The following is a 24,633-nucleotide window of genomic DNA, read 5'->3' as shown; positions in this document are numbered from 1 at the left end:
GAATAAGCATGAAACAATTATTATTGGCAATTTGCTGTCTGTTCTTTCTAAGAAATGCTCATGCACAAGCTGTTGCCGACACGGCAAATACTTTTCTATTAGGGGATTTGCAAGAAATCGTTTTTCAAAATCATCCAATAATAAAACAGGCAGCCTTGCTTAGCGAATCGGCAAGGGCAAATGTGATGCAATCCTTAGGTTATTTCGATCCTTTGCTAAAGGCCGGCTTTAATAGGAAAGTTTTTGGCGAAAGCGAATATTATAACCGTTGGGATAGCGAACTTAAAATCCCACTTTGGTTGGCCGGGGCCGATTTAAAAATTGGATACGATAGAAATGTTGGAGATTATACCAATCCGGAGACAAGAACTTCTAGAGCCGGACTTGCGGGAATAGGAATTAATATCCCCCTTGGGCAAGGATTTTTGATTGATGCTAGGCGTAATACATTAAGGCAGGCAAAAATAATGGTAAACTATGCCGAGGCAGAGCGTGTAAAACAAATAAATGCCCTTTGGTTCGAAATTGTGCAGGATTACTGGGATTGGTACGAGACTTATCATCAATTTAGATTAATTAGTGAAGGCGTAGATTTGGCACAAACCAGGTTTAGAGCCATAAGTAGGCAAAGTGCGCTAGGCGACAAGGCAACTATCGATTCGGTAGAGGCAGCAATTACGGTTCAGGATAGGCTAATTCAATTTGAAAAGCTAAAGATTGATCTAATGAACGCTAGGCTAACTTTATCTAATCATTTATGGAATAAAGAGGCACAACCTTTAGAATTGCCAGAAAACGCTAGGCCACCACAAGTTGCCCAATTGATATTAAAGCCAGAAAAGCAATTGTTAGATAGCTTGTTGGGATTTGCCTTGCAAGAACATCCGGAGTTGGTAAAACTGCGTGCTAAAGGCGAACAATTAGCTATAGAAAGATCTTACCGTGCAGAGATGCTGAAACCTAAAATTAATATTGCGGGTTCACTTTTATCTAGTAGAACGAGTTTTTCTGGTTTTGTACCTGATCGTTATGATTTTAATACGGGGAATTACAAAGTTGGGTTAGAATTTGCTTTTCCGTTGTTTTTAAGATCGGAACGCGGTAAGCTAAGAGAGGTAAAGATTAAACAATTAGAATTGCAGTACGATTTGCAACAGTCTGGTCGAGAAATTAGAAATACGGTGGTGGCGAGTTACAATAAATTAGATACTTATAGCGAACAATTAGGTATACAAGTTAAAAGTATCGCCAATCAGGAAGTATTGCTACAAGGAGAATCTTCTAAATTTGAATTAGGAGAGAGCACCTTATTTCTAATCAATGCCCGCGAAACCAAATTGATTGACATGAAAATTAAAAGAATAGAAATGATTGCCGGCTATCAGCAAACGTTAGCCGAGTTGTACTATAAAGCTGGTACCAGGAGGTAACTAGCTTACAAACAAAAAAGCCTTTCATTTCTGAAAGGCTTTTTTGTTTTGATTTGTACGTACTCAGAGCGGGAATCGAACCCGCACGCCTGTTAAGGGCACAGGATTTTAAGTCCTGCGTGTCTACCAGTTCCACCATCTGAGCAAAATTTGCTTGTTTCCAAAGAAATCTCTTTCAAGATACCATTAGCTCCGCCAACAGTATAAAAAATAAATGCCTTCGGTAAGGAAGACATTAGAGCGAAAGACGAGATTCGAACTCGCGACCCCGACCTTGGCAAGGTCGTGCTCTACCAACTGAGCTACTTTCGCGTTGGTATTAGTATTGTACTCAGAGCGGGAATCGAACCCGCACGCCTGTTAAGGGCACAGGATTTTAAGTCCTGCGTGTCTACCAGTTCCACCATCTGAGCCTAATCTCTAGGAGATTAATTTTATAAATGCTTCCTGGTAATGAATGCATTTAGAGCGAAAGACGAGATTCGAACTCGCGACCCCGACCTTGGCAAGGTCGTGCTCTACCAACTGAGCTACTTTCGCATTTTGGTTAACGTTATCCAACGTCTGTTATTCAATCGGCTGTTAGCCGTTTCCCGTTTGGGTTTGCAAATATAAATACTTTTAAATAAACATCAAGTTATTTTTAATAAAAATGCCGTTTTTAATATAACTCGCTGGTTTTCAATACCTCGTTTATGCAGTCCATTTCGTAACCTTTGCTCAATAAGTAGGTATTGAGCTTATATTTTCTTTTCAGCGGATTTTTTTCGGTTAAAATTGCCAGTTTTTTCTCTGCCAAACGTTGCAAATTCTGTAGGTAAATATCGTAATCTACACTGTTTAGTGCTTTTTGGATAAGCTTATCTGGTACTTTTTTAAGTTTTAAGCCTTGTTTAATTTTTATTTTCCCCCACTTTTTAATGTTTACCTTTCCAGAAACGTAGGCAAAGGCAAACCTTTCTTCGCTTAAAAAATTGGTTAAAATAAGCGTTGTAATAATATCTTCTACATCTGCAGGGTACAAACCCCAATCGTAAAGTTTGTTTCTCGTTTCTTGTTGCGAGCGCTCTTGGTAGGCACACCAACTTTCAGCTTTAAGCAAAGCTGTTTTTTTATCTAAAATCGGTGTCTTTTCCTTATTGCTATTCATAATTAATTGTTGAAATTCGTAAAAAAATAACAGCTACAAGCATTTTATTTTATTAATGATGAGTTCAACAAGTTTTTCTATCGCTAAGGTTGCCGAAATATTAGATGCAAAATCTTTTTTACCACAGCCCAATGTTCTAATTACAAAACTATTAACAGATAGTAGAACAGTGATAGATGCAAAAAACTCGTTGTTTTTTGCTGTTAAAGCTCAAAGAGACGGACATCAATTTATAAAAAATGCTTATGAAAATGGGATAAGAAATTTTGTGGTTTCAGATCCCGCATACGCAGAAAAATATTTAGAGGCTAATTTCCTTTTGGTAAACGATGTGTTAATCGCTTTGCAACATTTAGCAAGTTTTAAGAGAGCGCAAAACGACTTAAAAGTTATCGGTATTACCGGAAGCAACGGGAAAACTATTGTTAAGGAATGGCTTTATCAATTGTTGGTAGCCGATTTTAATATTGTAAGGAGTCCGAAGAGTTTTAACTCTCAAATAGGTGTGCCTCTGTCTGTTTGGCAAATTAACCCAGAACACAGCTTACACAGCTTAGGTATTTTCGAAGCAGGAATTTCCAAGCCAAACGAAATGGAAGTGTTGGCGCAAATTATTAAGCCTAGCATTGGTATTTTAACTAACATAGGTGAGGCACATGCCGAAGGATTTGAAAGCCATATAGAAAAACTAAAAGAGAAACTAAAGCTTTTTGCTGATAGTGATTTGTTTATTTATTCGCCCACTTATGTAAATGGCTTAAGCAATGCTGAATTGCCTGGTAAGAATAAATTTACATGGAGCTTAACCGAAAGCGCCGATTTAAAAGTAACGTTTATAGAGCCTATTGAGGGGAAAAGCTATATCAGAGCAGTTTTTTTAGGTGAGGAAATATCGTGTTTAGTGCCGTTTGTGGATATGGCATCGGTAGAAAACGGTATTATATGTTGGGCAACTTTATTGGCGTTAGGCTATTCTGCAGAAGAAGCAGATGTGCGTTTGGAAAAACTTACGCAAGTTAGCATGCGTTTAGAATTAATAAACGGCATAGAAAATTGCTCTATAATTGACGACTCCTATAGCGCCGATATTTCTTCTTTGGCTATTGCATTAGATTTTTTGAACCTTCAAAATCAGCATGTTAAAAAAACTTTAATCCTTTCTGATATTTACGAGTCTGGTAAAAGTGCGGCGATTTTATATGGCGAAGTTGCATCTTTAATTAAACATAAAAACGTTCATCGTTTAATAGGAGTGGGCCCTCATATTACAGCAATGGCAGATTTATTTGAATTAGAGAAATCATTTTATGCCGATACACAAGCATTTATCGCGGATTTTCCAGCTATCCATTTTGCTAGTGAAACAATTTTAATAAAAGGTGCTAGAAAGTTTGAGTTTGAGCGCATAAGTAAACTGCTTACCCAAAAAATTCACGATACGGTGCTGGAAATTAATCTAAACGCACTCGCCAATAATTTGCAATACTATCGATCTAAATTGCAACCAAATGTCAAAACCATGGCCATGGTTAAGGCTTTTTCTTATGGCAGCGGTAGTTTCGAAATTGCTAATTTACTACAATATCACAAAGTGGATTATCTAGCAGTTGCTTATGCCGATGAAGGTATCGCTCTGCGTAAAGGTGGCATTACCATGCCGATTATGGTAATGAGCCCAGAACCCTCGGCATTTGATGCACTGGTGAAATATAAACTCGAACCGGAAATTTACAGCGTTAATATTTTGAAGGGGTTTTTAAACTTTTTGCAAGCCGAAAACGACGAATTTCCTATTCATTTAAAGTTAGATACGGGCATGCACCGATTAGGTTTCGATGCATCGGAATTGACGGAGCTATTAACGGCATTGTCTGACACAAAAAAGGTAAAAATAATGTCTGTGTTTACGCACTTGGTAGCGAGCGATAATCCGCAACATGATGAATTTACAAAAACACAATTGCAACATTTTACTGAGATGTATGCGAAAATTGCTGATAAGTTAGGTTATGAGCCAATTAAGCATGCGCTAAATACTTCTGGCGTAAGCCGTTGGCATAATGCACAATTTAATATGGTAAGATTAGGAATTGGTTTGTATGGTTTTGATAATGTAATTGAAACAAATAATAGCCTGCAAACTGTTGCGGTACTAAAAACTACTGTTACGCAAATAAAGAGCTTAAATGCTGGCGAGTCGGTTGGGTATAACCGCTTAGGTGTTTTGCCTATGGGCGGAAAAATAGCAACCGTTAAAATTGGTTATGCAGATGGCTACAGTAGGAAGTTTGGCAATGGTGTTGGCCAAATGGCTGTTAATGGAAAAATGGTGCCTACAATTGGCTCAATTTGTATGGATATGTGTATGTTGGACGTTACAGGTTTAGAAATTAAAGTAGGGGACGAGGTAATTGTATTCGACGAGAAACATTCTATTGAAGAATTGGCAAGGCAAATTGGAACTATTCCTTACGAAATTTTAACCAACGTATCTCAGCGAGTAAAACGTGTTTATTTTTACGAATAGCTTCAGTTCAATGGTTCATTTGCTCAATGGTTTATTGGTTTTGCTAAAAATATCAAAAGCTAAGTCGATAAAAAATAGCTAATTTCGCATCATGAATAAGTTGGGAAAAATAATAGTGAATTACTTAATTAAAGGTCTGCTAGTTGTAGTGCCTATTGCATTAAGTATTTTTATAGTTATTTGGGCTGTAACTACGGTAGATAGTTGGTTAAACGTAAATAATATTCTTGGTGTAAACCCAATAACCGGCACCAGTAGAAATATACCTGGTTTAGGTTTGGCTTTAGTAGTTGCTATAATTTTATTGGCAGGTTTTGTGGTAACAAATTTTGTTACTGCTCCTATGTATAATTGGTTTTACAGAACCATGAATAAACTGCCACTCTTGAATTTTATCTTTTCTTCTATAAAAGACTTAACAGAAGCATTTGTAGGTGACGAGAAGAAATTTAATAACCCTGTTTTAGTAGAAGCTGAAGGTGGATTAAAACGTATCGGTTTTCTTACGCAGAACGATTTAACTAAAATAGATTTACCCGGAGAGGTAATTGTTTACTTTCCTTTCTCTTACTCATTTGCCGGACAGGTTTATGTAGTGGCTAAAGAAAAAGTAAAACCGCTAAACATGAGTGCCTCAGATGCTATGAAATTGGTAGTTAGTGGTGGCGTAAGTAATTTTTAAGCTCCTTTACCAATTACAACCATAAATATCGTAAAAATCATTAGGTAGAACAGTATTCGAGTATAAAATTCTTTGATAAATAAACCTGCAATTAGAATTACTTCGTCATCGTTATTAGCAAGTACCGATCCACTGGTGGTGTTAGATTGATAGAAAGTTTGTTTGTCTTTAAAGTTTGTAATACTCCATCTAGAAAGCCATCCGTCGCCAAAACTCCAAGCAAAAACCTCGTTGTTTTGCAGGGTTAAAGTAGCTTTTGCATGCCATTGGTCATAAGTAACAACTGCAATTACATCATTCGTTTCATTTAAAATTTTCGTAACCGGATTTAAGAATCCTTCGGTTCTAAAAAAGATAGACTGTTTTAAAGCAATACCTCTTGCATTATTTCTCCATGAGTCAAACTGTAAACTAGCCTCAATTTTACCTTCGCTAAATAACTGGTAATTGCTATCAAAATATCCCTTATTCCAAATAAAGCGCTTTTCCATAATCTGCACATTTAACAAAATTTAGAGTTATTTTGTTGGTAAAAGTTACAGCCACGTAAATGCATAAAAAAAGCCAGCGTTTGCTGGCTCTGGTTAAATTTAGTTTTTAGAAGTTTGGTTTAAGCACATACTTGTCGTAGAACCTAAAAATGTGTTCAGCGGCCTCTTCTGCAGTGTCTACCAATCTAAATAAATTTAAATCTTCTGCATGTATGTTGTGTTCTTTTTCAAGCATCACATTTTTAATCCAATCTACTAAGCCTCCCCAGTAAGCCTTGCCTACCAAAACAATTGGGAAACGAGCAATTTTGCCCGTTTGGATTAGCGTAATTGCTTCAAACAATTCATCCATTGTTCCCATACCGCCAGGCAATACAACAAAACCCTGCGAATACTTCATAAACATTACCTTTCTAATAAAAAAGTAATCGAACTCTAATAATTTATTATGGTCGATGTATTTATTGTGGAACTGTTCAAAAGGTAAATCGATATTTAAACCCACAGATTTACCACCATTCATATGTGCACCTTTGTTGCCAGCTTCCATAATGCCTGGGCCACCGCCAGTAATTACGCCATAACCACGGTCTGTTAATAAACGGCCACACTCTACTGCTATCTCATAATAAGGGTTGGTTTCTGCAGTACGTGCAGAGCCGAAAATACTCACACAAGGACCAATCTTAGCCAATTTCTCAAATCCGTCTACAAATTCGGCCATGATTTTAAAAATCTGCCAGCTATCCGTAACTTTTATTTCTTGCCAATCTTTATTCGTAAAGGCACTTCTTATCTTTTCTTCACTTGTCATTTTTCTTATTCTATATTATTTATAAAGGCTCATTAGTTCATTTAGTATCATTGGTTCATTGGGCAAAATTGTTAAGCATCCAACACAAATGAACGAATGAGCAACTGAACAAATAAACAATTTAAAACTTCGTTTGTCGATCTGTTTTTTTGCTGATCAGTAATAAACCTAAAAAGGTAATGAAACCATTTACCAAAATAAGTTCTACGCTAAACACATAGCCGCCTAATAATTCTTTACTGTTTGTGGCAAATATGTAACACAATATCGGAGATATAACACAAACAATTGGCACAAGTTTATCATGTAAGTCTCTTTTTTTAACAAATAAGCCAAACGAGTATAACCCCAAAAGTGGCCCATAAGTGTAAGATGCTATTAAGAAAATCAAGCTTACTACCGACGAGCTGTTTAACGCATTGATTACCAATATTACCAAAAACATTAATATAGAGAAGCCAATGTGCACCATGTGTCTTTTTTTAACGGCATCTTTTTTCTCTAAATTTTCTTTTTTGCCCATTCCTAAAAAGTCTACACAGAATGATGTTGTAAGCGCAGTTAAGGCACTATCTGTAGTGGCAAAAGTTGCTGCCGTTAAGCCCAACATAAAAACAATTGCAGGTATGGTGGTTAAATAATTTAAGGCAATTTCAGGAAACAAGAAATCTGTTCTAGGCTTTCCGCTCACATGATCTAAAGGAATCTCGATACCATTTTTAGTTGCAAAAACATAAAGCAGCGCACCTACACTTAAAAAGAAAATATTAAGGATTACAAAAATACCAGTAAAGGTAAACATGTTTTTTTGCGCCTCGCCAATGGTTTTCATGCTTAGGTTTTTCTGCATTAAATCTTGGTCTAAACCCGTCATGGCAATGGTTACAAAAATACCACCTATAAATTGTTTACCTAAGTGAAACTTATTAGATAAAAAATCTTCAAAGAAAAATACCTTCGAATAACTGCTGTTTTTGATGGTTTCAAAGGCTTGCGGAATACTTAATTCTAATCTGTCGCAAACAAAGTAAATAGTTAAAAAAACCGACAAAACTAAAAAGAAAGTTTGCAAGGTATCGGTAATTATAATGGTTTTTAAGCCGCCTTTAAAGGTATAAGACCAGATTAAGCCTAACGATATTAAAACAGTAGCCCAAAACGGTACGTTATAACTATCAAATATAAAGCGTTGTAATACAATAACTACAAGATAAAGCCTAGTTGCAGAACCCAACGTACGACTTAACAAAAAGATAGATGCTGCGGTTTTATAACTGTAATGCCCTAACCGTTGCTCAATGTAGCCGTAAATAGAAGTTAAATTCATACGGTAATAGAGCGGAAGCAAAACCGTTGCAATAATTAAAAAACCTACTGCATTACCCAGTACAAACTGAAAGTATTGAAATTGATTGCCACTTGGCGCACCAACTTCTCCAGGTACCGAAATAAATGTTACGCCAGAAAGCGCAGTGCCAATCATTCCGAAGGCAACCAGGTACCATTTAGAATTTTTGTTGGCCAAGAAAAACGTAGAATTATCTGACGAGTTTTTAGAAGTTGCAAACGCAATAATAATTAGCAAACTAAAATAGCCAATTAAAAAACACAGTAGTATGGTTGGACTCATAATTTATATTTAGCTGTTAAATGTAAGAATTTGATTGGAATGTTATAGAACGTAACCGTAAAATTTAAACATGCAAATTTTGATAGATTTCTTTTCGAAGCGCAACGTAAGTAATCCTTCGCTTTGTGCTGTCCCGCCAATACTACAATCTTTTGCGCTTGGTTTGTGCTAGCATTTGAGTTAATAGGAGCAAAAGTATTTTCGTGTTTGTCGGGGCTATTTTACTTATTGCACTGCTTTTAGTTTAATAAACCCGATAGCGCCAAATAGCCCGCAAGCGAGTGCAACGAGCGAGGACTATAGGCAATAGCGGGGCTTTCAGTGCCAAAATACAATTAGCTTGCTTTTCAAATAAATTCATGCATTTTACCTATTTTTGTAAATGAACTTTTCTTCTCAACTGCTCGAAGATGCGGTAAACGAGTTTTCAAAACTACCGGGAGTAGGCCAAAAAACAGCATTACGGCTAGTGTTACATTTATTAAATAAAGAGCAGGAAGAAGTTTCGCATTTTGGCAATACGTTAATACGTTTAAAGCAAGAAATTAAGCACTGTAATGTATGTCATAACATATCAGACCATCATACCTGCAGTATTTGTAGCGCAGCAAAGCGAGATAAAGAAACGATTTGCGTTGTAGAAGATACACGCGATGTAATGGCAATAGAAAATACCAATCAATATTTTGGAGTTTACCATGTTTTAGGTGGCTTAATATCGCCAATGGATGGGGTTGGTCCGTCTGATTTATTTGTAGATAGTTTGGTGCAAAGAGTACAAACAGGCTCTATTAAAGAGATTATTTTGGCTTTAAGTGCTAATATGGAAGGCGATACAACATTATTTTATTTGCATAAAAGATTAAAAGAATTTCAAATCCCCATTACAACAATTGCAAGAGGTATAGCTTTTGGAGGCGAATTAGAATATGCCGATGAGATTACTTTAGGCAGATCGATAATTACCAGAGTACCGTACGAAGGTTCATTTATGAGATAGCTTGCGATGAAAGTATTTATCAACTTCGCTTTTTTTACTTTTTTTGCGATAAGTAGTTTTGCGCAAACGAAAGTGCATTCGCATAACGATTATGCCCAGAGTAAACCTTTTTTTGGCGCTTACGAAGCGCAAGCCGACCAAATAGAAGCCGATATTTTTTTAATAGGGGATTCGTTAATTGTAGCGCACAGTAAAAAAGAAGTTGATCCGAAAAATACGTTAAACAAACTTTACCTGGATCCAATAAATTTTCTTTTTAAGAAAAATAATGGGAAGGTAAGTGCAAATAGAAAGTACACTTTCAGTTTAATGATTGATGTAAAAAACGATTGGAATGCAGTTTATCCTGTTTTAAAAAGAGAAATCGAAAAATATGGCAATGTATTTAATCGAAGTAAAAATAAATATGCTGTTCAAATTGTGATAAGTGGTAACAGGCCGGCAGACTCTACTTTTCATACTTACCCTAATTGGTTGTTTTTTGACGGACTGCCAAACATCAGCTATGCTAAAAATGATTTGGCAAGAATAACCATGATCAGTGCTAATTTTGCAGTTTACTCTAAATGGAAGGGAAGTGGTTATATTCCTCGAGGCGATTCGGAAAGGCTTGAAATGATAGTAAAACAAGCTAGGGAACTCAAAAAACCAGTTCGTTTTTGGGGCGCTCCAGATACGGAGGATAGTTGGCTAAATCAACTGCAACTAGGAGCTGATATTATAAATACAGACAAGGTAGAACGGGTAAAACATGCTATTAAGGATTTTAAAGTTAAAAGATGAGTTTTAAAGAAAAAGTGATCATCATTACCGGTGCATCATCGGGCATTGGTAAAGCATTGGCAGAAGAGTTAGCCAAGCGTGGTGCAAACGTAGTTTTAGGCGCAAGGCAATATGTAACCCTCTGCGAAATTACGGCCGAAATAGAACGGAAATATGCAGTAAAAGCTTTGGCAGTGCAGGCAGATGTGAGTAAGGAAGAGGATTGCGAGATGCTAATTAAGCAGACTTTAATCACTTTTGGTAAAATAGATGTGCTGATTAACAATGCTGGGCTTTCTATGCGGGCACTTTTTAACGACCTTGATTTAGCTGTACTAAAAAACTTAATGGACGTTAATTTTTGGGGAACGGTTTACTGTACAAAATATGCATTGCCAGAGATTTTAAAAACCAAAGGTAGTATAGTTGGTGTGTCTTCTATCGCTGGCTACCGAGGTTTGCCGGGTAGAACGGGTTATTCTTCATCTAAATTTGCGATGAATGGTTTTATGGAAGCCTTGAGAACCGAATTGCTTAAAACGGGTGTGCATGTAATGGTAGCTTGCCCGGGTTTTACAACTTCTAACATTAGGGTAGCGGCTTTAGCTAAAGACGGTAATGTACATGGAGAAACAAGTATGGAAGAAGGGAAAATGATGAGTGCGGAAGAAGTTGCTGAAATTATTAGCGACGGCATTTTAAACAGAAAACGCACTCTGATAATGACCGGGCAGGGTAAATTAGCCGTTTGGATGAATAAGTTGTTTCCGAAATTTACTGATAAAAAGGTTTTTGAGTTGTTTGCTAAAGAGAAAAATCCTTTAATTAAATAGAATTAGGGCGAAAGACAAAGAGCAATAAATAGGTTGTTGTCCCTTAATCTTTGCTCCTTGCTTTTTGTTATTCTTTGTTCCTTGTTCCTTGCTCTTTATTCCTTAATCCCTAACCCACTATGCGTTTCAAAATTCTAATTATGCTTTTTGCTTTTCTAACTCAGGGATTTACCGGTTTGGCACAAGTACGTGTAGCCAAAAATATAAATTATGCTGGTAACAACGATGTGGCTAATACACTTAACATTTACTATAAAAAAGATGTTGAGAATAAAGACGTTATCATATTTATACACGGTGGATCGTGGAGTAGTGGCAAAAAAGAAATTTATTGGTGGTTGGGCAGAAACTTTGCTAAAAACGACGTTGTTACAGCAGTAATTAACTATCCATTAGCTCCAAATGCAACCTATAGAGAAATGGCAAATGCAAGCGCAAAAGCTGTTAAATGGGTACAGGAAAATATTTCAAGTTTTGGCGGAAATCCGCAAAGAATATTTTTAATGGGGCATTCTGCCGGTGCACATTTGTGCGAGTTGATTAATTCAGATCCGCAGTATTTTGATAATTTGGGAATTAAAAATCCTGTAAAGGGAGTTATTTTAAATGATGCTTTTGGTTTAGACATGCAAGAATATTTAAGCAAAGCAGAAAAAGATGATTACTATACTAATTTTTTAAGAACTTTTAGTACAGATGTAGCCGTGTGGCAATTAGGTTCGCCACTTTTTTATGTTAAAAAAATTAAAAACCCACACTTGATATTTTACGGCACTAAAACCTATCCAGCAATACAAATCCAATCTGAGCGTATTTTCGAAACTTTACAAGTACAAAATGTTCCTGTATCCTTAATAAAAATAAAAGGTAAAAAGCATGTAGCTATGATAAGCCAGATGGTTTTTGGTAAAAATAAACTATATCAAGAAATTTATAGCTTCTTAAAGAAAACCAACTAATCGTTAGTAATGCTGATCAGTTTTATCGAGCCATCATCTTTAAGTGCAAATTCGCCTCTTATATGTTTTGCATTCGATTGAATCGCTGAAGCCAAATCATCACAAAGGTTGTTGCAATCGATATTAACTTCATCTAAAATGTTAAAGCCTTTGCTTACGTCGCCTTTTAAATACTTTACATTCTCCGATTTTAGATCCAAACTAAACGTAGTATTATTTTCTATTTTGGTTCGGCTAACAATTTGCTTTAAAACGTATGCTGTGCTTCCAAATTCGCTGTAAGGATTTTCGATGGTTTGCGTGCTTACCAAAAGCTCGTAGATGTAGCCCGGTTCATACAGAAAACCTGCAATTTTAGTAGTTGACGGCGACCAGTTAGCGGTACCTAAATCGGTTCCCGATTGTACAGATAGTGCCATAGTTGGCCCTTTCGCAGTACTAATGGTTTGTTTGTAATAGTTAACCCTAATCTTTAGTTGCTCTTCTTGCTTTTCGCACGAAGAAAAGATGATTAGAACTAATAAGGTTTTTAATAGAAATTTCATGATTTGTGAGCATTAATCAATTGTTAAACAAACATAAATAAAAGTTAAAATAAATTAACTATGTGTTTAGTAATTTCTTTTGAAAATTAATTTTGCGCCTAAAATCTATAAAATGATTTTTTTAACAAAAGATTTTGGATTTAAGTAAAACTATACCATCTTTGCTACAGAATGATACAGGTAAATGCAAATAAAAATTGGTGGTGGCATAACGCAATAGCGTGATGTGATCCTTCTTTTTGTGTTTATTTAAAAAATAATATTTGATAAAGGGTTGCTTGTAAAATGGCAACCCTTTTTTTGTTTTATACCAATGAAAAAAATACTAAACCACCTATTTGAGAACAAGACTTTTTCTAGCCTAGAAGCACAGAAAATATTAACTTCTATTGCCTTAGGCGAATTTAATACCTCGCAAATTGCCGCCTTTATTACCGCTTATGGTATGCGTAACATTACTGTAGAAGAGTTGCAAGGTTTTAGGGATGCTATGCTGGATTTGTGCCTTCCGGTAGACTTCTCTGAGTTTGAGTTGGTAGATTTATGTGGAACCGGCGGCGATGGTAAGGATACTTTTAACATTTCTACCTTAGCTTCCTTTGTTGTTGCGGGCGCAGGACATAAAGTTGCAAAACATGGTAACTATGGCGTTTCGTCTGGTTGTGGTTCTAGTAATGTGATGGAGTATTTAGGTTACAGTTTTACCAACGACGAATCTAAATTGAAGAGGAGTTTGGACGAAGCTGGAATCTGTTTTTTACATGCACCATTATTTAATCCGGCTATGAAAACTGTAGCGCCAATTAGAAAAGAATTAGGTGTAAAAACATTTTTCAATATGCTGGGTCCAATGGTAAATCCGGCACAACCTAAAAACCAAATTGTAGGCGTTTTTAGCTTAGAACTGGCACGTTTATATGCTTATCTTTATCAAAAAACTGATAAAAATTATACGATTATTCACGCCGTAGATGGCTTTGATGAAGTTTCGATGACCTGCGATTTTAAAACTTTTAGCAAAAAGGGAGAATCGCTTTTGAAAATAAGTGATTTAGGATTTGAGGAAATTAAAGAGACAGAAATTCAAGGAGGTGATACGGTAGAATCTTCTGCAAAAATTTTTTCAACTGTGTTAAATGGCGAAGCAACTGATGCGCAAACCAATGTGGTTTTATGTAATGCAGCATTAGCCATACAAACAATTAAACAAAACGCAACGTTTGCTGATTGTTACTACGAAGCCGAAGAATCTTTGCAATGCAAAAAGGCATTGGCAAGTTTTAGGAAATTGATAACTATTTAAAAGGTCGTCATGCTGAACTTGATTCGGCATCTTCCATATAACACACCCTGAAATAAATTAGGGTAACGAAATAATCTATATGAAATTTAAAATAAAAGTGTGCGGAATGAGCCAGGCAAGTAACATTGCTAATGTTGCCGAATTGCAACCTGATTACTTAGGTTTCATTTTTTACGATAAATCGCCCCGGGCAATTAGTAGTGTATCTGCAGAATTAATAAAATACGTTCCGGAAACAATTAAAACGGTTGGCGTTTTTGTAAATGAGGATTTAGAATTAGTGATTGATAACGTTATTAATTATAAGCTTAAAGCAATACAACTCCACGGCAGTGAAGACCCAGCATATTGTGAGGCGTTAAAAGAAACGGGTGTAGAGGTTATTAAAGCGTTTGGTATTAGAAAAGGTTTTGAATTTAATCTGCTGGAGAATTATCTTAAAGCGGTAGACTATTTCCTTTTCGACACCCAAACCGAACAGCATGGTGGTTCTGGAAAGCAATTTGATTGGAGCTTACTAAAAAACTATATGTTAGATAAGCCGTACTTTTTAAGTGGCGGAATAGGTTTGGAACAAATTGAGCAGATAAATGAAATTGATGATGATAGATTGCTTGCCATAGATGTGAATAGCAGATTTGAGACAGAACCAGGATTTAAGGACATAAATAAATTAAAGCAATTTTTCAACGGGTTGCAGTAACGAAATACAAAAACAATAAAATAGACTATGAGTTATTTTGTAAATGATAAAGGGTATTATGGAGATTTCGGAGGAGCTTACATTCCGGAAATGCTGTACCCAAATGTGGAGGAGTTACGCCAAAACTATCTGAGAATTATTAACGATGAAAGTTTTCGAACAGAGTTTAATGCACTGTTAAAGGATTACGTTGGTCGTCCATCTCCCTTATATTTCGCAAAGCGATTATCTGAAAAATACGGTGCAAATATCTTTCTAAAACGTGAAGATTTGAACCATACTGGAGCTCATAAAATTAACAACACGGTCGGACAAATTTTACTTGCAGAAAAGTTAGGTAAAAAAAGAATCATTGCAGAAACTGGTGCCGGTCAGCACGGTGTAGCAACAGCTACGGTTTGTGCATTGCGAGGTTTAGAATGCGTAGTTTACATGGGCGAAGTTGATATTAAACGTCAAGCGCCAAATGTAGCTCGTATGAAAATGCTTGGAGCTACTGTTGTTCCGGCTACCTCTGGTAGTAAAACGTTAAAGGATGCTACCAACGAAGCCATGCGAGATTGGATTAATAATCCGGTTGATACGCATTATATCATCGGTTCTGTTGTTGGCCCGCACCCATATCCGGATATGGTGGCTAGATTTCAGTCGATTATATCTGAAGAAACCAAAAAACAGTTATTGGAGCAAACAGGCAAAGATCAGCCTGATTATGTTTTAGCTTGCGTAGGTGGCGGCAGTAATGCTGCAGGAATGTTCTATCATTTTATTGACGATGAAAATGTGCAATTAATTGCTGTAGAAGCAGCGGGAAAAGGAGTAGATAGCGGTTTTTCTGCAGCCACAACTTACCTAGGTAAAGAAGGCGTTTTGCATGGTAGCAGAAGTATTTTAATGCAAACTGCTGATGGCCAAGTTGTGGAACCCCATTCTGTTTCTGCCGGATTGGATTATCCCGGAATTGGTCCACAGCACGCACATTTATTTAAAACGAAACGCGGTAAATACGTCTCCATTACCGATGATGAGTCGCTTGATGCTGGACTTTTGCTAACACAATTAGAAGGCATTATTCCGGCCATCGAAAGTGCACATGCATTAGCTTACCTCGAGAAAATGGAATTTAAAGGTGGAGAAAATGTCGTGGTTTGTTTATCCGGTAGGGGCGACAAAGATATGGAAACTTACATGAAACATTTTAACCTTTAACCCCTAAATCCCCTAAAAGGGATTTTTGCGGATATTTTTTACACTTAATAAAGCCCTGTTAGGGTTTGGGGTATATGAACCGATTACAACAACTTTTTAAAACAAAAACTAAAGATATCCTGTCAATTTATTACACTGCAGGGTATCCGAATTTAGCAGATACATTAACTATTGCCGAGGCTTTAGAAAAATCCGGAGCTGATTTTTTAGAAATAGGGTTCCCATATTCGGACCCCGTAGCCGATGGACCTACGATACAGGCCAGTAGCAAGACCGCTTTAGATGCTGGGATGACTTTACCCATACTATTTGAGCAACTCGCAGATTTACGCAAAAAAGTTAATATCCCGATTTTACTAATGGGTTACGTAAACGTCGTTTTACAATATGGCGTTGACGAGTTTTGCAAAAAATGCAAAGAGGTAGGGGTTGATGGTTGTATCATTCCTGATTTGCCAATGTATGAATTCGAAGAGCTTTATCAGGCAACTTTCGAGAGATATGGATTGAGTAATATCTTTTTGGTAACGCCACAAACATCAGACGAGCGCATTCGCAAAATTGATGGATTAAGCAATGCCTTTATTTATTTAGTTTCATCGTCAGCAACTACTGGAAGTAATTTGGCGGTTTCAGAAAGCTCAACGTCGTATTTTAAACGCGTTGCGGATATGAAGCTCAAAAATCCAATTGTAATTGGTTTCGGAATATCAGACAAAGCTTCTTACGCAGCCGCTAACGAATACGCCAGCGGTGCAATAATTGGTAGTGCATTTGTTAAAGCATTGGCTGAAAACGGTAAACTAACCGAAAAAATTGAAAAATTTATGCGTCAGATAAAGCCTTAAAAACAAAAATGCCTTCCAAATATCGGAAGGCATTTTTGTTTTACTCATAAAGCCTTTTGTGAATTCGGTTTAAATCTGCCACCGGCATTTTAACTATAGCTCTATCATAGGTTATAATGCCATTTGTTTCTACTTCAACGTCTGTAGTTTGTGTATAAACTGCCGCAGATAGCCCTAGCGGAATTAGTTGCTTCAACCGGTCTATAAATGAGGAATATTTATTAAATAATTCTTCTTTCGTTTTAAAACTTTGATAGCCCCAATTGTTTTTTTGTTGCCAAGTGTGGCCGTCTATAGGCAGGCCTAATCCGCCGAACTCGCCTAATACAACCAATCTATCTTTACCAAATAAATCTGCTCTAGGCATTGCTGGCTCAGGATAGTTATGTAAATCTACAAAGTGTCCTGTATCGAAAAAGTTTCCACCACTTGCACTATTTACCAACCTAGATGGATCTTTTTTCATTGTCCATTCGGTTATCTCTACCGTTTTAAACTGCCCCCAAGCTTCATTAAATGGCGTCCAAACAACTATGCTTGGAAAGTTATGTAACTCGTCCATAATTTCAACCCATTCTTTTCTAAAATAATTTTCAGATTCGGGCGTACGATTTTTCTCCGTTTCATTACCAATAATTCCGGGACGAGTGTTCCAGGTATTCCCTAAATCGCCACTTGGCATATCTTGCCAAATAAGCATTCCAACCTTGTCGCAGTAATTGTAATATCTTGCGGTTTCTGTTTTAATATGTTTCCTAATCATGTTAAAACCCATTGCTTTTAGCTGGTCTACATCAAACTTCATTGCTTGTTCAGTAGGATGAGTGTACAGCCCATCTGGCCACCAACCTTGATCTAAAGGCCCGTATTGAAATAAAAATTTATTGTTAAGCAACATTCTTTGAACGCCCTTTTCGTCAATTCTCATTGATATTTTTCGCATAGCGAAATAACTTTTTACCTCATCTACAACCTTGTTATTTCTAACGATACTTATTTTAAGATCGTACAAAAACGGGTTGTCTGGCGACCAAAGTTTTGGAGCATCTAGTTTTAACGTTGCGGTACCGTTATTTCCGGCAAATGCCGATGAGATAACTTTTCCATTTTCTATGGCTTCAACCTTTATTTTATCACTGTTTAATACATTATTCAGCTTAGCTGAAACTGTTAAAGTTTTAGCATCAATGTCTGGAGTTTGCTTGGTGTTTACAATATAAGTTTCGGGTACAGCCTCTAGCCATACTGTTTGCCAAATTCCGGTAACAGGAGTATACCAAATACCGTGAGGCTTTTTAACTTGTTTACCTCTAGGTTGCGGACCATCATCCGTTGGGTCCCATACACTAATTTTAATTTCTTGCTTATGGTTTTTAGCTATAAACGAAGTGATATCAAAACTAAAAGGTGCAAAGCCGCCCTCATGTTTACCAACACTTTTGCCATTTACGAAAACTTCAGTTCGCCAATCTACTGCGCCAAAGTGTAGTAGTAACTTTTTGTTTCTCATCTTTGCAGGAACGCTGATAACATTTTTATACCATAATAGGCTATCTTTTCCTACGGTTCTGCCCACACCCGAAAGCGCAGATTCTACAGCAAATGGAACTAATATTTTGCCATCGTATTTATTTGGCTCACTTTGCTTGTTAGGGGTAATGGCGTATTCCCAAAGTCCGTTTAAGTTTTTCCAGTTATTATTTCTTACTAACTGAGGTCTGGGATATTCTTGCAAAGTTTCTGTAGGGCTAACGTTGTTTGCCCAAGGGGTAACAATTTTATCTTTTTTGAAAGCCCATGGTTCTTGAGCTTGCAAACTGCCTAAAATTAAACACAAAGTGAAGTTTAAAATAAATCGATTTAGTTTCATATTAAGTAAGGATTTAGCTTACTAAATATAGGTTATTCTTTAACACTTTTCAAATAGGTAAATCCAATTATTCCCGCAAAAACCGAGGTAAGGAGAATGGCAAATTTAGCTTCGTTAACATGTGATGTCTGCTCAAAGGATAACATCGAAATAAATATCGACATCGTAAAGCCAATCCCTGCTAGCATACCAACGCCAATAATATGTTTCCAACTTGCAAATGTAGGCAGGTTAGCTAGTTTAAGTTTCACGGCAACAAAAGAAAACAATGTTACACCCAGCGTTTTACCCAAAAATAAGCCGAGGAAAATTCCTAAACTTAAGGGCGAGGTCAAATTAGCGAACATATCTTTTGCTATGGTAATATTCGTGTTTGCTAACGCGAAAATAGGCATGATTAAAAAGTTAACGGGCTTAACCAAACTATGCTCTAACTTTTCTAAAGGAGAATGGGTAGTTAAACTTTTGGCAGGAATAGTAAAAGCCAGCAGTACGCCCGCAATGGTTGCATGAATGCCAGAATGATGCATGAAATACCATAACAAAATGCCGACTATCAGATAAATCCAAATTGATTTTAACTTAAGAAAATTAAAGCTCAAAAGAAGTGCAAAAGCCCCAAATGCCATCAACAAATAATTCCAATGGATTACATCGGTATAAAAAACGGCTATCACTAAAATTGCTCCTAAATCATCTGCTATGGCAAGAGCAGCCAAAAATATTTTAAGTGATGCAGGAACAGATTTACCTAAAACAGCAATAATTGCCAAAGCAAATGCAATATCTGTAGCCATCGGAATTCCCCATCCGTTCTCGGTTTCGGTGTTTTTATTTAGTGTATAGAAAATGAGTGCTGGCAAAAACATCCCGCCTAAAGCGGCCAGTACCGGCAACGATGCTTTTTTAAAGGTCGAAAGTTCGCCGGTGATAATTTCACGCTTTATCTCTAAACCAACCAATAGAAAAAAAACGGCCATTAAGCCATCATTAATCCAAGTTGCCACACTATATTTAACACTAGAAAATCCGATAACCTTATTCAGTAAAGCTGAAAAATTATCGGCAAATACAGAGTTTGCGAGGATTAAAGAAAGAATTACGCAAGAAAATAAGAGTAAGCTTCCATTCTTTTCCGAATTGAAAAATTGCTGAAAAGTTTGGGAAATTTTTTTCTTCATTTTATAGAGGGTCGAAAGCTATTTTAAAGATATTCTTCAATATCGCCCTTGCCTTCACGAATAACTTCAAAATCACCACTAGTGCAATCTATCACTGTCGATGGTTCATTATCTCCATACCCGCCGTCGATAACCGCGTCAACTAAATCCTCGTATTTTTCGTGTATTAATTCTGGATCGGTAGAATATTCAATCAATTCATCATCATCCTTAATAGAGGTAGATAAAATTGGATTTCCAAGTGCTTCCACAATTGTCCGAGCTATATCGTTATCAGGAACACGGATACCGACTGTTTTTTTATTAGAACTCAACAGTTTTGGAACGTTGTTATTAGCATTAAAAATAAAAGTAAACGGACCAGGTAACGCCTTTTTAAGCACTCTAAAAACAGTAGTGTCAATTGGTTTTATATAATCAGAGATGTGCCTTAAATCGCTACAAATAAACGAAAAGTTTGCCTTTTCTGGCTTTATTCCGCGAATGCGACAGATTTTTTCAATCGCTTTTTGATTTGTAATATCGCAACCCAAACCATAAATTGTATCTGTTGGGTAAATAATAATACCACCTTTTTTTAGTATATCTACAATCTGTTCAATTGCCTTAGGGTTTGGGTTCTCCGGATAGATCTTAATCAGCATACCCAAAAATAACAAAATTATATGGTCTGTTGTTTAATTATAACTACTTAAGTAGTCAAATACTTGTTCAGTATGGTGGGTTTGTTTAATTTTGAAGATTAATTATAAAATTGATATGGAAATAATAGCGTGTAAACTTTTTAGGCAAAACCTAAATTCTAAAACGGATATGGTATTCTCCAATTTTCATCCTTTATCTACTATAAATTTATTCCTATAGTATAAAGGATCTATCCAGAAAAAACTATCTTCAGTTATTTTTTTAAACAGAATTTTATCGTTAACAAGGTTATTACAGCCAACAAAATCTACAATTTTTTAGTTATAATAAATTGTTAGATATAACAGTATTAATATGAGAAAAGCTTTTGTCGCAATTGCAGCATTTTTAGTCGCCTTAACAGTAATGTTAGGCTTGTATCATCCATTTTTATGGTGGTCGTTTATATTTACCGGTCCGTTTGTATTACTGGGTATTTACGATTTGTACCAACCTAAACACAGCATTGTAAGAAACTACCCAGTTTTTGGGCGTATGCGTTATTTTATGGAAGAACTTAGACCAAAAGTTTACCAATATTTTGTAGAGAGTGATACAAATGGTAAGCCTTTTAGTCGTTTAAACAGGTCGTTAATTTATCAACGGGCAAAAAAAGATAATGACACTATTCCTTTTGGTACACAACTAGATGTTTACGAAAATGGATACGAGTGGTTAAGCCATAGTATTGTAGCTATAAGTCACCACGAATTAGACGTAAACCCAAAAGTTTTGGTAGGCGGACCCGATTGTAAGCAGCCTTACAGTGCAAGTATTTACAATATTTCTGCTATGAGTTTTGGTTCATTAAGCCAAAACGCAATTTTGGCTTTAAATGGTGGAGCGAAAATGGGTGGTTTTGCGCATAATACAGGCGAAGGTGGTATAAGCGACTATCACAGTGGGCCAGGTGGCGATTTAATTTGGCAAATTGGAACTGGATATTTCGGTTGTCGAAATCCCGATGGGACATTTAATCCAGAGGCTTTTGCCGAGCGATCTAAAATGGAAAATGTTCGCATGATTGAGATTAAACTATCTCAAGGTGCAAAGCCAGGTCATGGCGGTATGTTGCCAGCAAAAAAAGTTACGCCAGAAGTTGCTAGGATTCGTTTGGTTAAAGAGGGCTTCGATGTAAACTCGCCGCCTGCACACTCCGCATTTTCTACGCCCTTAGAAATGGTAAACTTTATCAAACAGTTAAGAGATTTGTCGGGTGGCAAGCCTGTAGGTTTTAAATTGTGCGTAGGTAGAAGAAGCGAATTTTTTGCCATTTGCAAAGCAATGGTAGAAACTGGCATTTACGCAGATTTTATTACTGTTGATGGGGGAGAAGGCGGTACCGGTGCGGCACCTCAAGAATTCTCAAATGCGGTTGGTATGCCTTTAAGAGAAGGCGTTGCTTTCGTTTACGATATTTTAAGTGGTTTCGGTTTAAAAAAACACATTAAAATTATTGCTTCGGGTAAAATATCTTCAGGCTTTGATTTGGTTAAAAACATAGCATTGGGTGCCGATTTGTGTAACTCTGCCCGCGGAATGATGTTTGCTTTAGGTTGCATACAAGCGTTAGAATGTAACAGTAATACTTGCCCTACAGGTGTGGCCACACAAGATGCAAGCTTAATGAAAGGTTTGGTGGTAGAAGACAAAACCGTTCGTGTGTTCAATTTCCACCGTTTAACGGTTCAAAGTGCGGTTGAGTTATTAGGCGCAGCAGGTTTGCGCCATCCTTATCAACTTACCAGAGCCTATATTAATCGTAGAATGGCGCAAAACGTAATGCAATCTTACATAGAAACCTATCCTTACATTCCAGAGGGAAGTCTTCTGCAAACGCCTTATCCGGCACAGCACGAGCTTGGTATGGCTTTAAGTACGTCGGCAAGCTTTGCTCCAACAGATTATAAGGTTTCAGCCGTAGATTACCAGGCAGCAAATCCGCATCACGATTAATATTTTTTTGAAACGCAGTAGCAGTTCGGCTATCAAAGTTAGTCCCGCTTTTCCCTATATCTTTTTGCGCTTCGACAAGCTCAGCATTACAAAAAGGATATCGGTTCAATCGGGTTTGTTTACATTGTTGTCTGCTGCTATTTATGCTAGCACCTAGCAGAAGCAAAGAACTTGCAACGCTGTTAATTAAACCTGATAGAAGCGATAGCTCCCGATTTTTCATCGGGACTTAAGCGGAAAGCAGGGCTGGCCTTGCGTTGAAATGCAGACTCTCGTTTTCAAAAAAAATGAAATCCTATTTGGTACCTATGCTTCTGCTCGTTCTCTATTGGTTGGTGTTTCACCTTCCGATTTTGATAGAGATTCAATCGCCAAAGCAGACTGTTTCCAGCAATCGATAAAAATTGTTCTCAACTGGATATAGATATATAATAAAAAAGTCGCTTAACATATTGCTAAGCGACTTTCTCTTTTATCCTTGTTCATTGCTTCTTCTGGGTGTTAATCAAAAAAATCCCCTTTAGAGGATTTAGAGCTTAAAACTCAGCGCTCTTCGGAAATCTTGGGAAGGCAATTACATCTCTAATATTTGTCATTCCGGTTACAAAAAGAACTAATCTTTCGAAACCTAAACCAAAACCAGCGTGTGGCGCCGAACCAAATTTACGCGTATCTAAATACCACCAAAGTTCCTCTGCCGGAATATTCATTTCCTGCATACGTTTAGTCAACATGTCCAAACGTTCTTCACGTTGCGAACCGCCAATCATTTCTCCAATACCTGGGAAAAGAATATCCATTGCTGCAACAGTTTTGCCATCATCGTTCATACGCATGTAAAACGATTTGATATCTTTTGGATAATCGGTTAGAATTACTGGTTTCTTAAAATGTTTTTCTACCAAATAACGCTCATGCTCGCTTTGCAGATCAGCTCCCCATTCATCAATTAAGTATTTAAATTGTTTTTTCTGGTTTGGCTTGCTATGTTTTAAAATCTGAATTGCTTCCGTGTACGTTAAACGCTCAAATTCGTTAGCCAAGCAGAAATTTAACTTGTCTAACAAAGATAATTCGCTTCGCTCTTGTTGAGGTTTTGTTTTTTCCTCATCGGCCAATCTATCATTTAAAAATGCGATTTCGTCCTTGCAGTTTTCTAAAGCATAAGAAATTACGTATTTCATCATATCTTCGGCCAGTTGCATATTATTTTCTAAATCTGCAAAGGCTACCTCAGGCTCAATCATCCAAAACTCGGCTAAATGGCGAGTAGTGTTAGAGTTTTCTGCTCTAAAAGTAGGGCCGAAAGTATAAATTTGACCGAAAGCCATTGCGGCTAGCTCTCCTTCTAATTGTCCAGATACGGTTAAGTTTGTTGCACGGCCGAAAAAATCTGCACTAAAATCAACCTTTCCTTCGTCTGTACGAGGGGTTTTATCAAAATCTAAAGTAGTAACCTTAAACATTTCACCCGCACCTTCTGCATCACTAGCAGTAATTACCGGTGTGTGCATATAAACGAAACCACGCTCGTTGTAAAATTGGTGTATTGCAAAAGCTAAGGCATGTCTAACTTTAAAAACCGCATTAAACGTATTCGTTCTAAAACGTAAGTGCGCTTTTTCTCTTAAAAACTCTAAACTGTGTTTTTTAGGTTGTAAAGGATATTCTTCGGCATTGCTATCGCCTAAAATTTCTATTGAAGTAGCTTTAACATCAACTTTCTGGCCTTTGCCTAAAGATTCTACCAAAGTACCAACCACAGCTAGTGCGGCGCCAGTGGTTATTCTCTTCAATAATTCTTCAGGAGTATTAGCAAAATCTACCACAATTTGAATATTGCCCATGCAAGAGCCATCATTTAATGCAATAAACTGATTGTTGCGAAAGGTACGAACCCAACCCATTACTTTAACCTCAGTTTCAAACGCTGTAGAATCCAGCAAATCTTTAATTTTTTGTCTCTGTATCATGCTTAAAATAGCTCTAAAAGGCGTCAAAAATAACGAATAAAAACCTTAATCTCTCTATCAAGCCCGGCTAAGTTTTTATAAAA

21 protein-coding genes and 4 tRNA genes are annotated in these 24,633 nt (G+C 36.8%); 12 read left to right on the top strand and 13 right to left on the bottom strand.

All coding sequences use genetic code 11. The features are described from left to right. Positions 1-8 precede the first annotated feature (8 nt). Positions 9-1,430, top strand: a complete 1,422-nt coding sequence (locus DUT69_RS12875; protein WP_113653657.1) for a TolC family protein — start codon at positions 9-11, stop codon at positions 1,428-1,430. A gap of 60 nt (positions 1,431-1,490) precedes the next feature. Here DUT69_RS12875 and DUT69_RS12870 read toward each other — a convergent pair. From DUT69_RS12870 to DUT69_RS12850, 5 genes are all read right to left on the bottom strand, one after another. Continuing rightward, positions 1,491-1,575, bottom strand: a tRNA-Leu gene (locus DUT69_RS12870). A 94-nt stretch (positions 1,576-1,669) separates the two neighbouring features. Continuing rightward, a tRNA-Gly gene (locus tag DUT69_RS12865) sits at positions 1,670-1,742 on the bottom strand. A gap of 16 nt (positions 1,743-1,758) precedes the next feature. Further along, positions 1,759-1,843 (bottom strand) — tRNA-Leu (locus DUT69_RS12860). A 54-nt stretch (positions 1,844-1,897) separates the two neighbouring features. Next, positions 1,898-1,970: transfer RNA gene (locus tag DUT69_RS12855), tRNA-Gly, on the bottom strand. Positions 1,971-2,091: 121 nt separating this feature from the next. Further along, entirely contained in the window at positions 2,092-2,580 is a 489-nt protein-coding gene (locus tag DUT69_RS12850; RefSeq protein WP_113653656.1) for a regulatory protein RecX, read from the bottom strand. A 55-nt stretch (positions 2,581-2,635) separates the two neighbouring features. On the opposite strand from DUT69_RS12850, the gene DUT69_RS12845 reads away from it, so the two are divergent. Next, a complete protein-coding gene (locus DUT69_RS12845; RefSeq protein WP_317047215.1) occupies positions 2,636-5,107 on the top strand; it encodes a bifunctional UDP-N-acetylmuramoyl-tripeptide:D-alanyl-D-alanine ligase/alanine racemase in 2,472 nt (823 codons plus the stop codon). 91 nt (positions 5,108-5,198) lie between these two features. After that, positions 5,199-5,789 (top strand): DUF502 domain-containing protein, encoded by a 591-nt coding sequence (locus DUT69_RS12840; protein ID WP_205314271.1) that lies wholly within the window; start codon positions 5,199-5,201, stop codon positions 5,787-5,789. Here the strand turns inward: DUT69_RS12840 and DUT69_RS12835 are convergent. The 3 genes from DUT69_RS12835 to DUT69_RS12825 all read right to left on the bottom strand — a co-directional run bounded on the left by DUT69_RS12835 (position 5,786) and on the right by DUT69_RS12825 (position 8,724). Then, on the bottom strand, positions 5,786-6,280 hold the full coding sequence (locus tag DUT69_RS12835; protein ID WP_113653653.1) for a hypothetical protein: 495 nt from the start codon (positions 6,278-6,280) through the stop codon (positions 5,786-5,788). The two genes, DUT69_RS12840 and DUT69_RS12835, sit on opposite strands and share 4 nt — an antisense overlap. A gap of 106 nt (positions 6,281-6,386) precedes the next feature. Beyond that, positions 6,387-7,094 (bottom strand): LOG family protein, encoded by a 708-nt coding sequence (locus tag DUT69_RS12830; protein ID WP_113653652.1) that lies wholly within the window; start codon positions 7,092-7,094, stop codon positions 6,387-6,389. 121 nt (positions 7,095-7,215) lie between these two features. Further along, on the bottom strand, positions 7,216-8,724 hold the full coding sequence (locus DUT69_RS12825) for a sodium:solute symporter (protein ID WP_113653651.1): 1,509 nt from the start codon (positions 8,722-8,724) through the stop codon (positions 7,216-7,218). A gap of 382 nt (positions 8,725-9,106) precedes the next feature. Between DUT69_RS12825 and recR the strand changes: the two genes are divergently transcribed. The 4 genes from recR to DUT69_RS12805 all read left to right on the top strand — a co-directional run bounded on the left by recR (position 9,107) and on the right by DUT69_RS12805 (position 12,278). Continuing rightward, the gene (gene recR / locus DUT69_RS12820) at positions 9,107-9,724 is read left to right on the top strand and encodes a recombination mediator RecR (protein WP_113653650.1); all 618 of its coding nucleotides are present in this window, start codon (positions 9,107-9,109) and stop codon (positions 9,722-9,724) included. 6 nt (positions 9,725-9,730) lie between these two features. After that, on the top strand, positions 9,731-10,507 hold the full coding sequence (locus DUT69_RS12815; protein ID WP_113653649.1) for a phosphatidylinositol-specific phospholipase C/glycerophosphodiester phosphodiesterase family protein: 777 nt from the start codon (positions 9,731-9,733) through the stop codon (positions 10,505-10,507). After that, on the top strand, positions 10,504-11,319 hold the full coding sequence (locus DUT69_RS12810) for an SDR family oxidoreductase (RefSeq protein ID WP_113653648.1): 816 nt from the start codon (positions 10,504-10,506) through the stop codon (positions 11,317-11,319). Before DUT69_RS12815 ends, DUT69_RS12810 begins: the two co-directional genes overlap by 4 nt. 140 nt (positions 11,320-11,459) lie before the next feature. Continuing rightward, a complete protein-coding gene (locus tag DUT69_RS12805; RefSeq protein ID WP_113654181.1) occupies positions 11,460-12,278 on the top strand; it encodes an alpha/beta hydrolase in 819 nt (272 codons plus the stop codon). Here DUT69_RS12805 and DUT69_RS12800 read toward each other — a convergent pair. After that, on the bottom strand, positions 12,275-12,823 hold the full coding sequence (locus DUT69_RS12800; protein ID WP_113653647.1) for a DUF4377 domain-containing protein: 549 nt from the start codon (positions 12,821-12,823) through the stop codon (positions 12,275-12,277). The genes DUT69_RS12805 and DUT69_RS12800 overlap by 4 nt on opposite strands. A gap of 313 nt (positions 12,824-13,136) precedes the next feature. Between DUT69_RS12800 and trpD the strand changes: the two genes are divergently transcribed. From trpD to trpA, 4 genes are all read left to right on the top strand, one after another. Beyond that, positions 13,137-14,126 carry an anthranilate phosphoribosyltransferase gene (gene trpD / locus DUT69_RS12795; protein ID WP_113653646.1) on the top strand — a complete coding sequence of 330 codons (990 nt, stop codon included), beginning with the start codon at positions 13,137-13,139 and terminating at the stop codon, positions 14,124-14,126. 79 nt (positions 14,127-14,205) lie between these two features. Beyond that, positions 14,206-14,829 (top strand): phosphoribosylanthranilate isomerase, encoded by a 624-nt coding sequence (locus tag DUT69_RS12790; protein WP_113653645.1) that lies wholly within the window; start codon positions 14,206-14,208, stop codon positions 14,827-14,829. A gap of 27 nt (positions 14,830-14,856) precedes the next feature. Next, entirely contained in the window at positions 14,857-16,038 is a 1,182-nt protein-coding gene (trpB, locus tag DUT69_RS12785; RefSeq protein ID WP_113653644.1) for a tryptophan synthase subunit beta, read from the top strand. 74 nt (positions 16,039-16,112) lie between these two features. After that, positions 16,113-16,886: a tryptophan synthase subunit alpha gene (gene trpA, locus DUT69_RS12780; RefSeq protein WP_113653643.1), complete on the top strand. Its 774-nt coding sequence runs from the start codon at positions 16,113-16,115 to the stop codon at positions 16,884-16,886. Between the two features lie 40 nt (positions 16,887-16,926). Here the strand turns inward: trpA and DUT69_RS12775 are convergent, their stop codons facing one another. From DUT69_RS12775 to DUT69_RS12765, 3 genes are read right to left on the bottom strand one after another with little or no spacing between them, the layout of a single operon-like run. Beyond that, on the bottom strand, positions 16,927-18,756 hold the full coding sequence (locus tag DUT69_RS12775; RefSeq protein ID WP_113653642.1) for a glycoside hydrolase family 2 protein: 1,830 nt from the start codon (positions 18,754-18,756) through the stop codon (positions 16,927-16,929). Between the two features lie 32 nt (positions 18,757-18,788). Continuing rightward, positions 18,789-19,937: a Na+/H+ antiporter NhaA gene (gene nhaA, locus DUT69_RS12770; RefSeq protein ID WP_113653641.1), complete on the bottom strand. Its 1,149-nt coding sequence runs from the start codon at positions 19,935-19,937 to the stop codon at positions 18,789-18,791. A 23-nt stretch (positions 19,938-19,960) separates the two neighbouring features. Beyond that, positions 19,961-20,581, bottom strand: a complete 621-nt coding sequence (locus DUT69_RS12765; RefSeq protein ID WP_113653640.1) for an L-threonylcarbamoyladenylate synthase — start codon at positions 20,579-20,581, stop codon at positions 19,961-19,963. Between the two features lie 355 nt (positions 20,582-20,936). On the opposite strand from DUT69_RS12765, the gene DUT69_RS12760 reads away from it, so the two are divergent. Next, positions 20,937-22,577: an FMN-binding glutamate synthase family protein gene (locus DUT69_RS12760; RefSeq protein ID WP_113653639.1), complete on the top strand. Its 1,641-nt coding sequence runs from the start codon at positions 20,937-20,939 to the stop codon at positions 22,575-22,577. 536 nt (positions 22,578-23,113) lie between these two features. Here DUT69_RS12760 and asnS read toward each other — a convergent pair. Next, positions 23,114-24,550, bottom strand: a complete 1,437-nt coding sequence (gene asnS, locus DUT69_RS12755) for an asparagine--tRNA ligase (RefSeq protein WP_113653638.1) — start codon at positions 24,548-24,550, stop codon at positions 23,114-23,116. Between the last annotated feature and the right edge of the window lie 83 nt (positions 24,551-24,633).

Origin of the sequence: Pedobacter namyangjuensis, from assembly GCF_003313325.1 — a bacterium.
Lineage (GTDB): Bacteria > Bacteroidota > Bacteroidia > Sphingobacteriales > Sphingobacteriaceae > Pedobacter > Pedobacter namyangjuensis.
Note: the sequence above shows the minus strand (reverse complement) of the source record. Positions and strands in the feature narration are given on the sequence as shown.

Coding starts and splice junctions, on each gene's coding strand:
- DUT69_RS12875 (WP_113653657.1), top strand. CDS start 9: ATGAAACAATTATTATTGGCAATTTGCTGTCTGTTCTTTCTAAGAAAT.
- DUT69_RS12850 (WP_113653656.1), bottom strand. CDS start 2,580: ATGAATAGCAATAAGGAAAAGACACCGATTTTAGATAAAAAAACAGCT.
- DUT69_RS12845 (WP_317047215.1), top strand. CDS start 2,636: ATGATGAGTTCAACAAGTTTTTCTATCGCTAAGGTTGCCGAAATATTA.
- DUT69_RS12840 (WP_205314271.1), top strand. CDS start 5,199: ATGAATAAGTTGGGAAAAATAATAGTGAATTACTTAATTAAAGGTCTG.
- DUT69_RS12835 (WP_113653653.1), bottom strand. CDS start 6,280: ATGGAAAAGCGCTTTATTTGGAATAAGGGATATTTTGATAGCAATTAC.
- DUT69_RS12830 (WP_113653652.1), bottom strand. CDS start 7,094: ATGACAAGTGAAGAAAAGATAAGAAGTGCCTTTACGAATAAAGATTGG.
- DUT69_RS12825 (WP_113653651.1), bottom strand. CDS start 8,724: ATGAGTCCAACCATACTACTGTGTTTTTTAATTGGCTATTTTAGTTTG.
- recR (WP_113653650.1), top strand. CDS start 9,107: ATGAACTTTTCTTCTCAACTGCTCGAAGATGCGGTAAACGAGTTTTCA.
- DUT69_RS12815 (WP_113653649.1), top strand. CDS start 9,731: ATGAAAGTATTTATCAACTTCGCTTTTTTTACTTTTTTTGCGATAAGT.
- DUT69_RS12810 (WP_113653648.1), top strand. CDS start 10,504: ATGAGTTTTAAAGAAAAAGTGATCATCATTACCGGTGCATCATCGGGC.
- DUT69_RS12805 (WP_113654181.1), top strand. CDS start 11,460: ATGCTTTTTGCTTTTCTAACTCAGGGATTTACCGGTTTGGCACAAGTA.
- DUT69_RS12800 (WP_113653647.1), bottom strand. CDS start 12,823: ATGAAATTTCTATTAAAAACCTTATTAGTTCTAATCATCTTTTCTTCG.
- trpD (WP_113653646.1), top strand. CDS start 13,137: ATGAAAAAAATACTAAACCACCTATTTGAGAACAAGACTTTTTCTAGC.
- DUT69_RS12790 (WP_113653645.1), top strand. CDS start 14,206: ATGAAATTTAAAATAAAAGTGTGCGGAATGAGCCAGGCAAGTAACATT.
- trpB (WP_113653644.1), top strand. CDS start 14,857: ATGAGTTATTTTGTAAATGATAAAGGGTATTATGGAGATTTCGGAGGA.
- trpA (WP_113653643.1), top strand. CDS start 16,113: ATGAACCGATTACAACAACTTTTTAAAACAAAAACTAAAGATATCCTG.
- DUT69_RS12775 (WP_113653642.1), bottom strand. CDS start 18,756: ATGAAACTAAATCGATTTATTTTAAACTTCACTTTGTGTTTAATTTTA.
- nhaA (WP_113653641.1), bottom strand. CDS start 19,937: ATGAAGAAAAAAATTTCCCAAACTTTTCAGCAATTTTTCAATTCGGAA.
- DUT69_RS12765 (WP_113653640.1), bottom strand. CDS start 20,581: ATGCTGATTAAGATCTATCCGGAGAACCCAAACCCTAAGGCAATTGAA.
- DUT69_RS12760 (WP_113653639.1), top strand. CDS start 20,937: ATGAGAAAAGCTTTTGTCGCAATTGCAGCATTTTTAGTCGCCTTAACA.
- asnS (WP_113653638.1), bottom strand. CDS start 24,550: ATGATACAGAGACAAAAAATTAAAGATTTGCTGGATTCTACAGCGTTT.